15 protein-coding genes, 1 tRNA gene and 1 riboswitch are annotated in these 15393 nt (G+C 59.8%); of the genes, 5 read left to right on the top strand and 11 right to left on the bottom strand.

Features of this window, described 5'->3' with window-relative positions; genetic code table 11:
• Window positions 1–13: 13 nt before the first annotated feature.
• The gene (locus ACFOW6_RS08030) at window positions 14–2149 is read left to right on the top strand and encodes a ComEC/Rec2 family competence protein (protein WP_382421818.1); all 2136 of its coding nucleotides are present in this window, start codon (window positions 14–16) and stop codon (window positions 2147–2149) included.
• A gap of 1 nt (window position 2150) precedes the next feature.
• Here the strand turns inward: ACFOW6_RS08030 and lexA are convergent, their stop codons facing one another.
• From lexA to ACFOW6_RS07985, 9 genes are all read right to left on the bottom strand, one after another.
• Entirely contained in the window at window positions 2151–2873 is a 723-nt protein-coding gene (gene lexA / locus ACFOW6_RS08025; protein WP_382421817.1) for a transcriptional repressor LexA, read from the bottom strand.
• A 99-nt stretch (window positions 2874–2972) separates the two neighbouring features.
• Window positions 2973–3374, bottom strand: a complete 402-nt coding sequence (locus tag ACFOW6_RS08020; protein ID WP_382421816.1) for a Na+/H+ antiporter subunit G — start codon at window positions 3372–3374, stop codon at window positions 2973–2975.
• A gap of 11 nt (window positions 3375–3385) precedes the next feature.
• Complete coding sequence (locus ACFOW6_RS08015) at window positions 3386–3655, bottom strand: K+/H+ antiporter subunit F (RefSeq protein ID WP_382421815.1); 270 nt, start codon at window positions 3653–3655, stop codon at window positions 3386–3388.
• On the bottom strand, window positions 3652–4143 hold the full coding sequence (locus ACFOW6_RS08010) for a Na+/H+ antiporter subunit E (protein ID WP_382421814.1): 492 nt from the start codon (window positions 4141–4143) through the stop codon (window positions 3652–3654). Before ACFOW6_RS08010 ends, ACFOW6_RS08015 begins: the two co-directional genes overlap by 4 nt.
• Window positions 4140–5762 (bottom strand): monovalent cation/H+ antiporter subunit D, encoded by a 1623-nt coding sequence (locus ACFOW6_RS08005; RefSeq protein ID WP_382421813.1) that lies wholly within the window; start codon window positions 5760–5762, stop codon window positions 4140–4142. Before ACFOW6_RS08005 ends, ACFOW6_RS08010 begins: the two co-directional genes overlap by 4 nt.
• Window positions 5759–6103, bottom strand: coding sequence for a Na+/H+ antiporter subunit C (locus ACFOW6_RS08000; protein ID WP_382421812.1), 345 nt, complete (start codon window positions 6101–6103; stop codon window positions 5759–5761). The genes ACFOW6_RS08005 and ACFOW6_RS08000 overlap by 4 nt, the downstream gene beginning before the upstream one ends.
• Window positions 6104–6106: 3 nt before the next feature.
• Window positions 6107–8938, bottom strand: coding sequence for a monovalent cation/H+ antiporter subunit A (locus ACFOW6_RS07995; RefSeq protein ID WP_382421811.1), 2832 nt, complete (start codon window positions 8936–8938; stop codon window positions 6107–6109).
• Between the two features lie 164 nt (window positions 8939–9102).
• Window positions 9103–9870 (bottom strand): ABC transporter permease, encoded by a 768-nt coding sequence (locus ACFOW6_RS07990; RefSeq protein ID WP_382421810.1) that lies wholly within the window; start codon window positions 9868–9870, stop codon window positions 9103–9105.
• On the bottom strand, window positions 9867–10634 hold the full coding sequence (locus ACFOW6_RS07985; RefSeq protein WP_382421809.1) for an ABC transporter ATP-binding protein: 768 nt from the start codon (window positions 10632–10634) through the stop codon (window positions 9867–9869). The genes ACFOW6_RS07990 and ACFOW6_RS07985 overlap by 4 nt, the downstream gene beginning before the upstream one ends.
• Window positions 10629–10732, bottom strand: a riboswitch (TPP riboswitch). (Overlaps the previous gene by 6 nt.)
• Before the next feature lie 81 nt (window positions 10733–10813).
• Here ACFOW6_RS07985 and ACFOW6_RS07980 point away from each other — a divergent pair.
• Both ACFOW6_RS07980 and ACFOW6_RS07975 read left to right on the top strand, forming a co-directional pair.
• Complete coding sequence (locus ACFOW6_RS07980; RefSeq protein ID WP_382421808.1) at window positions 10814–11953, top strand: acetoin utilization protein AcuC; 1140 nt, start codon at window positions 10814–10816, stop codon at window positions 11951–11953.
• Between the two features lie 10 nt (window positions 11954–11963).
• Window positions 11964–12422 (top strand): DUF192 domain-containing protein, encoded by a 459-nt coding sequence (locus ACFOW6_RS07975; protein ID WP_382421807.1) that lies wholly within the window; start codon window positions 11964–11966, stop codon window positions 12420–12422.
• 29 nt (window positions 12423–12451) lie between these two features.
• On the opposite strand, the gene ACFOW6_RS07970 is transcribed toward ACFOW6_RS07975, so the two are convergent.
• Both ACFOW6_RS07970 and ACFOW6_RS07965 read right to left on the bottom strand, forming a co-directional pair.
• Window positions 12452–13117 carry an O-methyltransferase gene (locus ACFOW6_RS07970; RefSeq protein WP_382421806.1) on the bottom strand — a complete coding sequence of 222 codons (666 nt, stop codon included), beginning with the start codon at window positions 13115–13117 and terminating at the stop codon, window positions 12452–12454.
• A gap of 42 nt (window positions 13118–13159) precedes the next feature.
• Window positions 13160–14782: a peptide chain release factor 3 gene (locus ACFOW6_RS07965; protein WP_382421805.1), complete on the bottom strand. Its 1623-nt coding sequence runs from the start codon at window positions 14780–14782 to the stop codon at window positions 13160–13162.
• A gap of 134 nt (window positions 14783–14916) precedes the next feature.
• Between ACFOW6_RS07965 and ACFOW6_RS07960 the strand changes: the two genes are divergently transcribed.
• Window positions 14917–14993, top strand: a tRNA-Pro gene (locus ACFOW6_RS07960).
• Between the two features lie 73 nt (window positions 14994–15066).
• The gene (locus tag ACFOW6_RS07955; protein ID WP_382421804.1) at window positions 15067–15372 is read left to right on the top strand and encodes an ETC complex I subunit; all 306 of its coding nucleotides are present in this window, start codon (window positions 15067–15069) and stop codon (window positions 15370–15372) included.
• The last annotated feature ends 21 nt before the right edge of the window (window positions 15373–15393 follow it).

Raw genomic sequence — 15393 nt, 5'->3', positions numbered from 1 at the left:
TTAGAGGCCAGTCTTGAAAGCAGTTCTCCTGTTCCAGCACTTCCTGGCCGAAGAGCGTGAGCGTTGGGGGCTATGGCTGGTTGTCGGACTGGGATCCGGGATCGCTTTGTATTTTTCGCTTCCCTTCGAACCCTGGCCGTATCTGTTTGCCGTCACACTGCCGGCTACGGGGATTGCCCTGATGCTCGGACGCCGGCAACGCTGGCAGCCAGCCTATCCTGTCTTCATGCTGATGATGATTGTGCTGGGCTTCCATCTTGCCCAGGTGCGAACGCACATGGTCGCTGCTCCGGTTCTGGAAAAGGAAATGGCGGCCGTGTCCCTGGTGGCGGAGGTCATTGCCCTGGAGCCTGTCGCCGGGGGCGTTCGCCTGTTGCTGAAACCTCAAAGCATTGAGGGGCTCGAAGAAAAGATGTACCCGCACTATCTACGGCTGGTTAGTCGCGGTGACATTCCGCAACTGGACACCGGCAGCCGGGTAAATGCCCTGGCGTCTCTCGCACCGCCCCCGCCGGCCGCTGTTCCCGGTGATTACGATTTCGCCCGCAACGCCTACTTCAAGCAGATCGGGGCGGTTGGTTTCACTTACGGGCCACCTGACGTTGTGACCTCGCAAGTTTCGACTGAGCAGGTCTTTTCCAGAGGGCGCCGGCTGCAGGATACATGGCAAGGCTGGTGGAACGAACAGCGGCAGTTGCTGGCGGACACGGCCCTTTCCGAATTGCCGGGGCAGACGGGGGCTGTCACGGCCGCTTTGCTGACCGGCCAACGGGGCGCAATCTCCGAGGCGACGAACGAAGCCATGCGCCACTCGGGCCTGGCTCATCTGCTGGCCATTTCCGGCTTGCATCTGGGATTGATTGCCGGGACGAGCTTTTTCGTGGTGCGGGCGTTCCTGTGTCTCTGGCCTGCTGTTGCACTGCGCTGGCCGGTCAAGAAGATTGCCGCATGCTGTGCCCTGGCCATGGCTTTCTGCTATCTCTTTCTGGCCGGAGCCACGATCCCAACCCAGCGCGCGTTCATCATGACAGGACTGGTACTGCTTGCGGTGCTTCTGGACAGAACCGCCTTGACGCTGCGCCTGGTCGGCCTGGCGGCCCTGCTTGTCCTGGTTTTGTCCCCGGAAAGCCTGCTTGGGGCAAGTTTCCAGATGTCGTTCGCTGCCGTGACAGGTCTCGTGGCGGGTTACGAGATACTGCGCGAGAGAAAAGCCTCTTCCGGGAGTGACCAGGATGCTCGAGGAAGGTTGCAGAAAGTCTCCGGCTACTTCCTGGGCGTTGGAATCACCACGGTCATAGCCACACTCGCAACAGCGCCCTTCGCACTCTATCACTTCAATGGCCTTGCCAGTTACGGACTACTCGCCAATCTGGTCGCAGTTCCCCTGACCGCGTTTTGGGTTATGCCGGCCGCCCTGTTGGTACTGCTGGCCACTCCCCTAAACCTTGCCGAGCAGCTTCTCCCCTTGATGGGGGCGGGAGTGGACCTGGTACTCGATGTGGCACACTACATCTCCTCATTGCCTCAGGCGCGCCTGCTGGTTCCGCAAATGCCCCTGTGGGGCTTGTTATTGTGTGTCGGCGGAGGACTCTGGCTTTGCCTATGGGGGCAGTCCTGGCGCTTTGTGGGACTACCAGTCTTTGCGATCGGGCTTGGCACGCCTGTGATGGCCGACCCGCCGGACATCCTTGTGTCGGAAGGCTTCGAAGTGATTGCAGTGGCTGATCCCCAAGGGCAGCTGGCACTGTCGGACCTTAGAAAGGCGCGCTTTTCTTCAGGGCAATGGCTGGAACGCCGGGCCCAGGACGTGCCGCTTCGCTGGCCGGACACGGGCACTCAGAAGGGAGACTGGCTCTCCTGCGACGATCTCGGCTGCCTGTATCGCAAAGCCGGGACAGAGGTCGCGCTTGCACACACGGTTCAGGCTATGGTTGAAGATTGCCTGTCCGCGGATATCCTGATCACGCTGAAGGATATGCCAGCGACCTGCAGATCCCGGAAGCTCGATGGCGTCACCCTGACGCGCCTCGATCTCTGGCGAAATGGCGGATACGCCTTTTGGTTGAACGAGAAGGGAATTCGGTCCCTGAGTGTCAGGAAATGGCAGGGAGACAGACCCTGGAATCCCTACCGAAATCGACCGCAATGAGTCAGTACTTGCGGATCAGGCCAGCCAGCCGGCCCTGTATCTGCACGCGGTCCGGGGGAAAGAGGCGGGTTTCGAAATTCACGTTGGCGGGCTCGAGGGCAATGGCGCCTTGTCGTTGTCGCAGGCGTTTCAGCGTAACCTCTTCGTTATCGACCAGGGCGACGACTATTTCGCCGTTCGCCGCACGGTCCGTAACCTCGATGATCACGGTGTCGCCGTCGAGTATCCCGGCATCGATCATGGAATCGCCTTCGACGAGAAGAGCATAGTATTCACCATGACCCAGAAGGGTCTGTGGCACTTCCGTATAGCTGTCGGGGTCGCGAAGGGCTTCTATGGGAGTGCCCGCTGCAATCTTGCCGTAGAGCGGCAGGGATGAGGCTTCCCCCTTTCCTTCCGTTGTCTTTGCCGCAAGCATTGCTTCATCGAGCTGGGGCCGTGTGGCCGCAGTTTCCTGGCGTCCCCCTTCGATGACACTGGGTGAGAAGCCGCCGGCTGCCAGGTTCATCTCTCCGGGCAGGCGCAGGATCTCGATGGCGCGGGCACGATGCGGCAGCCGCCGGATGAAGTTGCGTTCCTCTAGGCCACTGATAAGGCGATGAATGCCGGATTTCGACTTGAGGCCCAGCGCCTCCTTCATCTCATCGAAAGAAGGAGAAACCCCATGCTCATTCAAATGGCGATGCAGGAAAAGCAAAAGTTCATGCTGCTTTTTGGTGAGCATCGCGGCCTCCGGTGCAAAAGATAGTAGAAAGGAACGAAACGTAAACTTCTAAAACGTTCTAGTATTGTTCCAGTGATTCGTCAAGCAACCGGAAGGAGGTCAGCGGATTTGCGTCTGGCTCTTCTCGTCGGCCTTGTCGAAAGTTGCCCAGCCGGCCTGGCTGTCTGCAGGTTTGGGAAGCTGGGACAGAGCCTGTTTTTGTCTGGCTCTACTTCTGTGCAGATGAGCTTTGGCGATAAGATAGGCTGTAACCGGGGCGACCAGAAAGAGAAAAATCGTGATAAGCAGTTCGTGAACGCTAAGAGTCTGTTTTACTGCGGAAAAATAGAGTATCGAGGCGATCAGCATGCCACCTATACCCAGTGTCGTGGCCTTTGTCGGAGCATGAAGGCGGGTCATGAGGTCCGGCAGCTTGCTGAGGCCGAAAGAGCCGACCAGCGCAAAGATGCCTCCGACAACGATCATCGCAGAAATCAGGATCTCAAGCAGGAGGTCAATCATTTCGCAACCTGTTACTCGATTATGTCGCCACGCATCAGGTACTTGCAGAAGGCGACGGTGGTAATGAAGCCGACCATCGCGAAGAGCAGGGCCGCTTCGAAGTTGGTCGTCGTTCCCTGCCAAATACCATAGAGGATGAACAGCGCGATGGTGTTGATGGTCATGGTGTCGAGCGCAAGAATCCTGTTTACGGAATCCGGTCCCGCGATCAGACGATGGAGATTCATCAGCATCGCAAGAGAGATGCTCGCAAAACCGAAGAGGATTGCATACTCGATCATTCGAAAATCTCCTTCAGTCGTCTCTCGTAACGTGACTTGATGCCGGACACAGTCTCTTCCTCACTGACAACGTCGAGGCCGTGCACCAGAAGGCTCTTGCCGTCCGTCGAGATGTCGCTGCTTACGGTGCCGGGAGTCATGGTGATCGTCCCAGCCAGTATGGCAATGGCCTCAGGTGTCCGGAGCTCCAGCGGGACAGTGAAAAACCGTGGTCTCAGGTCCCGGTTGCGACGGAAAAGGATCAGGTAGGCAACCTGGATGTTCGCGACCACAATGTCATAAATGGCCACCACCATGTACTCTGCGACCTTGAGAGGTCTGCGGATGACAGGCCTGTTTTCCCAGAAGGGGCTGGTCACGATAGGAAGAATGATGCCGAGGATCAGCCCGAGCACGAAAGTGGCCGGCGTGAACGCATTCATCAGCATCATCCAGACGAGGGTCAGGACAACCGTCATGAGGGGGTGAGGGAAGAGCTTGCTGATCATTGCACGTCCTCCTTGGAACCCTCTTCCATCATGGTGGTCTCACCGGAAGCTGAAGTTCCGGTAAGGGCTTCGGCCCCCAGGACAGCCTCGATATAGGCACCCCCGTCAAGGAGCTGTGAGGCCGTGACATCAAAATAGCGGCTGACGGGTCCAGAGAATGCTGTCAGCAGTGCGATCAGTGCAAGAAGATAGGTCGTTGCGGCTATCCCCAGGCCGTTTGAAGAGGCGTGTGCCAGCTTCGAGCCTGTTTCGGTGGTGGGAGGCGGTGAGTCCTTTGCGCCCTGGGCCGCACCGGCCGCCTGGCTCTTCCAGAAAAGCATGCTGCCGGCACGCGCAAAGCCCACGATGGTAAATAGGCTGGTGGTCAGTATGACCGCCCAGATCCAGGCGACATAAGGTGTGCCTGTTGCACCCTCGAGAATCAGCAGTTTGCCGACGAAGCCACTGAGCGGCGGCAAACCGGCCATGCCGATTGCGGCAAGGAAGAAGAGACCCGATAGCATCGCTTCATTGCGAAGCGGCAAGCCGAAGGCAAGCGTATCCCGCCCGTCGCTGCGACTGCTGATGACCAGTTCGGCGATCAGGAAAAGCGCACCGGTCACGAAGGTGCTGTGCACCATGTAATAGAGACCGGCAGATATCGATGGTTCGTTGAACAGTGCGAATGCCACCATCAGCGTGCCCATGGACCACACCACGGAAAAGCAGATGAGATCGCGCAGCGTACGCCCGGCCATGATTCCCAGCATTCCGACAACCAGGCTCACAAGAGCGGCGGGCATGATCCAGTCCTGGGCGATCCAGGCGCTGTCGCCAGCATTCCCACCGAAGATCAACGTATAGACCCTCAGGATGGAATAGCCGCCTACCTTGGTCATGATGGCAAACAGAGCGGCCACGGGTGCCGCTGCGGCGGCATAAGTACCGGGCAGCCAGAAGTGGAGGGGAACCAGGGCAGCCTTGATCGCGAACACGATCAACAGGAGGACGGCGCCGACTTGGAGGAGGGCCAGATCGCCGCTTTCAACCTCTCCGACCTTGAGCGCCAGATCGGCCATGTTGAGCGTTCCGGTGATCCCGTAGATCAGCCCTACAGCCACCAGGAAGAGCGATGACCCCGTCAGGTTGACGACGATGTACTGCATGCCGGCCTTGAGGCGGGATGCACCGGCGCCGTGGAGCATGAGCCCGTAGGAGGCGATCAGCAGAACCTCGAAGAAAACGAAGAGGTTGAAGAGATCCCCCGTAAGAAAGGCGCCGTTGATCCCCATGAGCTGGAACTGAAAAAGGGCATGGAAATGCCATCCGCGCCTGTCCCAGCCGTCGAGGCTATAGAGCAGCACGGCAAAAGCGAGCAGCATGGTGATCAGCACCATGACCGCCGAGAGCCGGTCGAGTACGAGCACGATACCGAACGGCGCCGGCCAGTTGCCCAGTTCGTAACTATAGGGACCATGCCCGGCGGCATAGACCAGCAGGCCAATGGATACGGCCGTCACCGCGAGAACTGAAAGCAGGGACAGGAAGCGTTGCAGCACCAGGTCCTGCCGGGCCAGGAGGACGATCAGAGCCGCCGTCAGGGCAGGCAGTACAACGGGAAGGATGGTCCAGTGCGTCATGAGGGGTCCTGCTGATCCGCCGTTGCGTTGTTCACACCGTCCTCACCCGTTTCCAGGTAGCCGCGCAGGGCCAGTACCACGGCCAACGCCGTCATGCCGAAGGCGATGACGATGGCGGTCAGGACCAGGGCCTGTGGAAGGGGGTCTGTATAGCCGACCGCGTCCTTCGAAATGATGGGTGGCAACCCGACGTTAAGGCGCCCCATGGAGAAAAGCACCAGGTTCACTGCGTGAGACAGCAGGGTCAGGCCAAGAATTACCGGAAACGTGCGCCCGCGCAGGAGCAGATAGATGCCGCAGGCGACGATCAATCCAATGCCGGAGGAAACAAGCAGTTCCATGTATCAGGCCTCCCCGCTTTTCGCTGCCTTTTCCTGGGCTTCATAGGCCGCATCGACTCGCTCTCCTATGCGCGAGAGATTGGCCAGGGCGAGCATGACCGCTCCCACCACCGTCAGGAAGACACCAATATCGAATAAGAGAGCAGTGGCCAGTTCGAATTCACCGATCACGGGCAGATGGACATAGGTGTAATCGCTGGTCAGGAAGGGGCGACCGGCAAACCAGGCTCCGACACCGGTAAGTCCGGCGGCCAGGACGCCTGCGCCGATGAGCCCGTGGTAGTCAATTCTCAACCGATGATGGGCCCACGAGAAACCACTGGCCATGTACTGCATCAGCAGGGCAATGGACACCACCAGGCCGGCAATGAAGCCGCCGCCGGGTTCGTTGTGGCCTCGCAGGAAGATATAGACGCCAACCATGAGGGCCAGAGGCAGCAGCACGCGTGTCGCGATCACCAGTATGAAGGGATGCGCATCCATGGCCCGTATGCCTTCGGGAACCCAGTTCGCGAGCCGGGTCTGAGCCGGTCCCCGCAGCGCGCTGTCTAGCAGGGCATAAATTCCCAGGGCCGCAATTCCCAGAACGATGATCTCGCCGAAGGTGTCAAAGCCGCGGAAGTCGACCAGGATGACGTTCACGACATTGGTGCCACCCCCGCCAGGCTTGGATTGCGCCAGGTGGTAGTCAGAGATCGTCTCGAAGCCGCGGGTCAAGACGGCATAGACCAGGCCGGTAACGCCGATGCCGGCAAAGCCGGCGAGTGTCAGGTCGCGGACTTTGCGAAATCCGGAGCTTTCCCTTGGAGTTTCCTTGGGCAGGAAATTCAGGGCAAGCAGCATCAGTACAACGGTGACCACCTCGACGGAGATCTGGGTCAGGGCAAGGTCGGGAGCCGAGAAATAGAAGAAGGTGAGGGCCACCACCAGTCCCACCACACCGATGAGGATCAGGGCAAAGAGCCTCTGGTGATGAAAAACCATCATTGCGCCGAGGACGGCGGCAAGAAGAACCCAAGCCACCAGTCCAGGCCAGTTGAACGGCACAAGTTCACGTTCGCCGGGCGCAGGGGGGGCAGCATTGAAGAAAGCCAGGAAACCGGCGGCGATGATCGCTGCGAGCATGATGGAGAGATAACGCTGCAGCGAGCCGTTGTGGGCCACATTGGTTAGCTTTCGCGCAAGCCGGGCAAGGGTGTCGATGGTCGTTTCGTAGATAACCTTGGCCTCGGGACGCGGGAATGCCTCTCGCACAGATTTCACCGGGTAGTAGAGTGCGAGCAGGATCAGGCCTCCGCCCAGTGCGATCATGCTCATGAAAAGCGCCGGCGTGAAGCCGTGCCAGATCGCGAGATGGTAATCCGGTGTGTTGCCGCCTGTGACCGCATCCGTGGTGACATGTACAAGCGGGCCGGCGATGAGGGCGGGCATCAGCCCGATCAGAACCACCAGGGAAACCAGGACAAAGACTGGAAGCCACATTCCGATAGGGGGGTCGTGGGGCTTGTGCGGATAGTCGTCTCGTACGGGTCCCAGGAAGACATGGAACACGAAACGCGCTGCATAGGCGACAGAGAGAACCGCTCCCAGTGTGGCGAAGACCGGGACGATCCAGCCCTGTCCCAGGTAGCTGGTGTGAACGGCTTCCTCCAGCATCATTTCCTTGGAGATGAAGCCGTTCAACAAGGGGATACCTGCCATGGAGGCGGCAGCCACCATGGCCAGGGTTGCGGTGATCGGCATCAGGGTCAGCAATCCACCGAGACGGCGTATATCCCGGGTGTGTGCTTCATGATCGACGATACCGGCGCTCATGAAGAGAGCCGCCTTGAATGTGGCATGGTTGATGATGTGAAAGACGCCGGCCATGGCCGCCAACGGCGTACCGAAGCCGAACAGCATCGTGATCAGGCCCAGGTGACTGACGGTCGAAAAGGCCAGCAGGGCTTTCAGATCATCCTTGAAGACCGCAATCCAGGCGGCAATGATCATCGTGGCCAGGCCGAAGCTGGCCACGATATAGAACCACTCCGGCGTACCGGAAAGGGCGGGCCACACGCGGGCTAAAAGGAAGACCCCCGCCTTCACCATGGTGGCGGAGTGCAGGTAAGCGCTGACCGGGGTCGGGGCCGACATGGCGTGGGGCAGCCAGAAGTGCAACGGAAACTGCGCAGACTTCGCAAAGGCCCCGGTGAGGATCAGCAGCAGGGCTGGCAGGTAGAGATCCGAGCTGCGGATCTGGTCACCCGCTTGCAGGATGTCCGAAAGGTTGTACGAGCCGGCAATCTGTCCCAGAAGGATCATGCCACCGATCAGGGCCAGGCCGCCGCCGCCCGTAACCGCGAGGGCCATGCGCGCGCCCTGACGGGCTTCCGGCATCTGTCGCCAGTAGCCGATCAGCAGGAACGAACTGAGACTGGTCAATTCCCAGAAAATCAGGAGCAGCAGGATGTTGTCCGACAGGACGATGCCCACCATCGCGCCCTGAAAGAGCATCAGGTAAACGTAGAAGCGCCCCATTGGATCCTGGGGACTGAGATAGAACCGTGCATAGAGGATAATCAGCAGCCCGATTCCGAGAATCAGCAGGGCAAAGAGGAAGCCCAGTCCATCGAGAAAGAAATTGACGTTGAGGCCAAGCTGGGGGAGCCACTCGAATCGTGCCTGCAGGACCTCTCCCCCGAAGACAGCCGGAGCTTGCACCAGCAACAGGATAAGGGCCACAAGCGTAAAGGAGCCCGTTCCGTAGGCACAGGCATTCCGCCCTCCACGAATCAGGAAAGCCGGAAACAAGGCGCCGATGAACGGCAGTAGAACAATTAAGGCGAGACTCATGCTTCCCCTGCAAAGCATCCAGCATCTTGTGGTGACGGCGGAGCCGTCGGCAATTGCCGCGCCAGATTAGTGACACGAACGGCGGAATCAAGAAAACCCGTACAGCAATGCGCGTTTTTCTGCTGAAGCTGTCGGCCAGGAAGCGGTCGCACCACACGTAAAGTTCATGGCTGGATGGCTTCGGCCGACCAGGGCAAGGCCCACCGGCAAACGCGATCGATCAGGAAATAGAGGCCAAGTGCCAGTGCGGCCAGGACCGCCAGTGCCGCGAACATGACATCAACCTGCATGCGGGCATTGGCATTCAGCATCTGGTGTCCCAGGCCGGCACTGGCCCCGACCCATTCGCCGATGATGGCCCCGATCGGGGCCACAGCCGCCGCCACACGAAGTCCCGAGGCGAGGGCGGGGAGCGCCGCAGGAATACGGATGTGTCGAAAGGTTGCCCAGTTGGATGCGCCGCAAGTTCGGGCAAGATCCAGCCATCCCGGTTCGGTGCGGCGCAGACCATCGTAGAAGGCCGTCGTCACGGGAAAGAAGATGATCAGGCTGGCCATCGCAATCTTGCTGGCCATGCCGTAGCCCAGCCAGAGCACGAGAATCGGGGCCAATGCGAATACCGGAATGGCCTGGCTGACCACGAGCAGCGGCAGAAGCCATAGCCGCAGTGGTCTGAATGCCGCAATCAGCAGGGCCGAACAGAGACCGATGATGGTGCCTAGCAGGAAGCCCAGCAGGATTTCGCTGAGCGTTATCCCCGCATTCCAGGCCAGACTCTGCCATCGCTCGACCAGCACCAAGCCAACCTGTTGCGGAGACGGCAGGATATATGCGGGTGCTCCTGTCAGCCAGACAGCAGCCTGCCAGATGACGATCAGTCCCAGCAGTATGACCAGAGGCCTGAGTTTCTGTCTGAGATGAATGGGGATCATTCCACGCTCTGGCCTTCTCGTTGTCTATCCATCGCCTGAGCGTGAGCTCTACGCAGGCTGTCGATCAGCAGCTTGTGCAGTTCCGGCATTTCCTCGGCTCCCGTGTCCCTCGGCGGATTTCCCGTTGGGGCGATGCGCTGAGTGATTTCCACAGGCTGGCCGGCCAGGACCAGAAGCTGATGTCCGAGACGCAAGGCCTCGAGAGGGTCGTGGGTTACCAGCAAGACAGTGCGGTCGTGAAAAACCTCGGCGGCCAAGTCCTGCAATTCCAGTCGGGTAATGGAATCGACGGCGGAGAATGGCTCGTCCATCAGGATTATGTCGCGCTCCTGATAAAGCGTGCGGGCCAGGGCCGCGCGCTGGCGCATTCCACCTGAGAGAGCGGCGGGCCGCTTGTCCTCGTGGCCGGCCAGGCCGACCCGTCGGATGAGCCCTTCGGCTCGTCCCGGATCGGGTGCCCGCCCCTGGAGCCGGTCACTCAGAGAGACATTTTCCCGCAGTCTCAGCCAGGGCAACAGAAGATCCTGCTGGGCCATATAGGAGAAATTGCCCCGCAAGGGCAGTGCGCCTTCACAGGTCACGGTTCCACTGTCCCGAGCCTCGAGTCCAGCGATGAGTCGCAGCAGACTGCTCTTGCCCACCCCGGACGGCCCCAACAGACAGGTTGTCTGGCCGCCGGGGATCTCGAGACTGAACTCATGGAACAGAAAGGCCCTCTTGAACGAAAGGCTGATCCTGTCGAGGGATATGGCGGGTGAAGACATGTGTGGACACACTTCCTACGCCGGCATGAACCGGTTCAGGTTCTGGGGTCGCGCCCGCAGGCGCCTCTCAGCCAGGACTGGCTCCCCCGGTGAATTTCGGTGCAAACTATGCCCGCTTCGGCCCAACTTTGCCAAGCGGTTCGTTTGCTTTGCACGTCAACCGAGTTAAATAGGCGCACATGGAGGGACAACAGGCATCACCACGCTTCATCGGCAGTGAGATCTACCGGCATTCCAGTTACGGGCGCTTGCATCCCCTGGCAATTCCGCGCGTGTCGACCTGCATGGATCTTTGCCGGGCTCTGGGCTGGCTTCCGGAGGAGGTCTACATCGACAGTCCGCGAGCCACTCCGGATCAACTGGCTCGTTTCCACAGCCCCGATTACATTGCCGCTGTTCAACGGGCCGAAGAGACACAGCATTGCAGCGAGGAGGTCAAGAAGCGCTTTGCCCTGGGGGTGAACGGCAATCCTGTCTTCCCAGAAATCTTCAGGCGGCCGGCGACTGCCTGCGGTGCTTCGATCGCGGCGGCCGACTGGCTTCTCGAAGGTATTCCCGTTTACAGCCCGGCGGGTGGAACGCATCATGGACGACCGGCCCGCGCCAGTGGCTTTTGCTATTTCAACGATCCGGTTCTGGCCATCCTCTCTCTGCTGGACAGGGGGATCGGCTCCGTTTTCTACCTGGATATCGATGCGCATCACGGAGATGGTGTCCAGGATGCCTTTCATGCCGATCCGCGTGTCTTTACTCTTTCCATACATGAAGCCAATCGCTGGCCCATGGACAGAAAAGCGGGGACCAGGCCTGGCCCTGGCGGCCTTCAGGACAGGGCGGGCGGCCACGCACGGAACATTCCGGTGCCCGAAGGATTCAATGACAGTGAATTCGCTTTCCTCTTGGAGGCGGCGGTTCTGCCGTTGATCGATCGTGTGGGGCCGGAAGTCATCGTGCTTCAGTGCGGCGCGGATGCCTTGGAAGATGATCCACTGAGCCGTCTTTCTTTGTCCAATCAGTCGCTCTGGAGCACGGTTGCCGCGCTGACTTTCCAGACGCGGCGTCTCCTGGTTCTGGGAGGAGGCGGCTACAATCCCTGGTCCGTAGCTCGTGCCTGGGTCGGGGTCTGGGCGACACTGAACGGTTTGGAAATTCCAGAGAGCCTTCCGTCGGCAGCCCGTGATATCCTGTCAGGCTTGCAGTGGCGACACAGCCGTGGGCGGAATCCACCTGAGGTCTGGTTCACCACACTTGCGGATCGCCCTCGCTATGGTTCGGTTCGCGAGGAAGTCAGAAATGCCGCGCGTCAGGTTCTCTCCTGAGGAAAGATGAATGTTTAAAAAAGCTTGTAAGGTTTTCTTTACACTCTCTGTCATTATCATCCTCGGGCTGCCGGTCGTGGCGCAGGAGGCAGAGCGCTCGCAACTGACCATCGAAACTGCGACCGGTGAGACCCATGAGTTCGAGGTGGAGCTCGCGGACACGAATGCGGAGCGTGCCCAGGGTCTGATGTTCAGACGTTCCCTGGAAGAGGGCACTGGGATGTTTTTCCTTTATCCCAGATCGCAGCGCATCTCCATGTGGATGAAAAACACTCTCATCCCGTTGGATATCATATTCATCGACGAGGGCGGTCAGATCGTTCGAATAGCCCAACGGACTATACCGGAATCGACTACGTCGATTCCCTCAGGAGGGCCGGCAAAGGCCGTTCTGGAGGTCAATGCAGGGGTGACTCAGCGTCTCGGGATTGACGAAGGCGATCAGGTTCACCACCCGGCTCTCCAGTGAAGTGAAATCAGGCTTGAGGTAATCCGAGATTATTTCTTCACCACGAGCGTCAGGCCGTCGGCAAAGGGCAACAGGGAGAGCTCGATTCGCCTATCGCCAGCCAGCTGGTTGTTGAAAAGCTTCAGGGCTTGTGTCGCCTTGCTCTGGTCGCTGCTTTCTGCTGCTACGCGTCCACTCCAGAGGACATTGTCGGCCATCAGCAGGCCACCGGGGCGCAGAAGTTCCAACGCCTTCTCGTAATAGCTCGTGTAGTTTTCCTTGTCGGCGTCCAGGAAGCAGAAGTCGTACGTTTCCTGTTCGCCGTTCGCGATCAGTTGATCGAGGGTCTCCAAGGCAGGTGCCAGCCGCAGGTCCATCTTGTGGCGGAGCCCCGACCTTTCCCAATAGCGTTGCGCAATGCCCGTATATTCCGCGCTGACGTCACAGCAGACGAGATGTCCGTTTTCGGGCAGGACTTCCGCGAAACACAGGGCGCTATAGCCGGTGAAAGTGCCGACCTCCAGGCCTTTTCGCGCTCCCATGAGGCGAAGCAGGAGGGCCATGAACTGGCCTTGTTCGGGCAGAATCTGCATTTGAGCTTCGGGCAGCCCTGCCGTTTCCTCGCGCAGCTCGCGCCGCAGATCGGTTTCCCGCAGGGAAACCTGGCGTATGTAGTTGAACAGCTCAGGAGTTACGGAGACGTGCTCGGTCGACATGACTTCTCTCTATTCTGTGTGCGCTCTTCCGTGGGCCTGCCTTCAGACAGCACCATCCCGTGTGGCGAGGAACCTCACGGCAGGGTAGGTGTCCTGTGCGTCCTGCAGATGCCAGGCATTCCGGGCCATGAAGACCAGCTCGCCTTCATGGTCCTCGGCCACATTGGAGCGGTTGGACTCGACGAATCCCTTGATGACTGCTGGGTCGTCAGCCTCCAGCCATCGGGCCGTGAAATAGATAGTCGGTTCGAAAATCACCGGGATATCGTACTCGGTGCGGATACGATCCGCCATGACATCGAACTGCAGGGACCCCACGACGCCGACAATCCAGTCGGCCCCCATCATCGGCTTGAACACGCGGGCCGCTCCTTCCTCTGCCAACTGCTGCAGGGCGCGCCCGAGATGCTTGGCTTTCATGGGGTCCTTGGGACGAACCTTCTGCAACAGTTCCGGAGCAAAGGCCGGCAGCCCCTTGAAGTGCAATTCCTCACCTTCGGTCAGACTGTCGCCCAGGTGCAGGTTGCCGTGATTGGGAATGCCGATGACGTCGCCGGCCCAGGCTTCCTCGGCCAGTTCCCGGTCCTGGGCCAGGAACAGCAGCGGATTGTGGATGTTGAGCGTCTTTCCGGTGCGGATCTGCTTCATCTTCAGGCCGCGCTTGAAGTGGCCGGAGGCCAGCCGGACGAAGGCAATGCGATCGCGATGCCTGGGATCCATGTTCGCCTGGATCTTGAAGACAAACCCGGAAACCTTTGGGTCGGAGGGCTGGACCATGCGTTCGGAGGCGAGCTGTGGGCGCGGTGGAGGGGCCAACTGCCCCACGCCTTCCAGCAGCTCGCGCACCCCGAAGTTGTTGATGGCGCTTCCGAAATACACGGGCGTCTGATGCCCGCCCAGGTATTCCTTAAGGTCGAACTCGGGGCAAAGCCCGCGCGCCATCTCGACGCCTTCGCGGAACTCGGCCAGCGTATCCGCGGGCAGCAGTTCGTCCAGTTTCGGGTCATCCACACCCTTGCAGGTCTCGCCTTCGTCGGGGCGTTCGCCCTTGCTGCGCTCGAGCAGGATCAACTGATCCTTGAACAGGTCGTAGCAGCCCTTGAAATGTCGCCCTGTGCCGATCGGCCAGCTGGCCGGTGTGACGGAGAGCGCGAGCTTCTCCTCGATCTCCTCGAGCAATTCGAAGGGATCACGGCTTTCCCGGTCCAGCTTGTTGATGAAGGTGATAATCGGAACGTTGCGCAGCCGGCAGACCTCGAAGAGCTTCAGGGTCTGGGCCTCGATACCCTTGGCGGCATCGAGAACCATGACCGCGGAATCCACGGCCGTCAGCGTGCGATAGGTGTCCTCGGAGAAATCCTCGTGACCCGGTGTGTCGAGCAGGTTGAAGGTGTTGTCCCCGTAGTCGTAGGTCATGACCGAGGTCCCGACGGAGATCCCGCGTTCGCGTTCCACCTTCATCCAATCGGAATGCGCGCCACGCCGCTGAGCGCCGCGCGCCTTGACCGCGCCGGCCAGCTGGATGGCGCCGCCGAACAGCAGAAGTTTCTCGGTCAGCGTGGTCTTGCCTGCGTCCGGGTGGGAAATGATGGCAAAGGTTCGCCTGCGATCGACTTCCGGGGGCAGGGGCCTGGCTGGATCCGCTTGGAGTAGATTCTCGCTCATGACTATCCCGATTGTCCTGTTGCAAAGGGGTGTATCCCAAAACGGACCAACGGAAAAGACCGGCACGCCGTAAATACATGAGTCTCATGCTTGCCAGTCCCCGGTCGAACGCATAATTTGCACGGCGACCGGTTCGGGGCGTAGCGCAGTCTGGTAGCGCATCTGCTTTGGGAGCAGAGGGTCGCAGGTTCAAATCCTGCCGCCCCGACCATGTTTTGCAATCTGGTGACCGGCGGAGCGGATGAATGCCGCGTCGGTTTCGGAAACGAGAGACGGGGTATGTCATGCAGGTTCGTATCTATCAGATGCCCAAGACCGCAATGCAGTCGGGTCGTGCGCTGACCAAGCGCTGGGTACTGGAATTCGAGCCACAGGAATCCTCGTCGATCGAGCCGCTCATGGGGTGGAGCTCGTCACGCGATACGCGCCAGCAGTTGCGCATCTGGTTCGATACGCGCGAGGAAGCCGAGGACTATGCCCAGAAAAAGGGCTATATGTACACGGTGGACAAGCAGCGCGAACGCGCGGTTCACCCAAAGGCCTATGCTGACAATTTCAAGTATACTCGGCTGTTGCGCTGGACACATTGACCGAGAGCCGGACGGTATCAC

It is taken from the genome of Fodinicurvata halophila, from assembly GCF_042651425.1.
Classification (GTDB): domain Bacteria; phylum Pseudomonadota; class Alphaproteobacteria; order Kiloniellales; family DSM-21159; genus Fodinicurvata; species Fodinicurvata halophila.
This window is presented reverse-complemented; position numbering and strand designations above follow the sequence as displayed.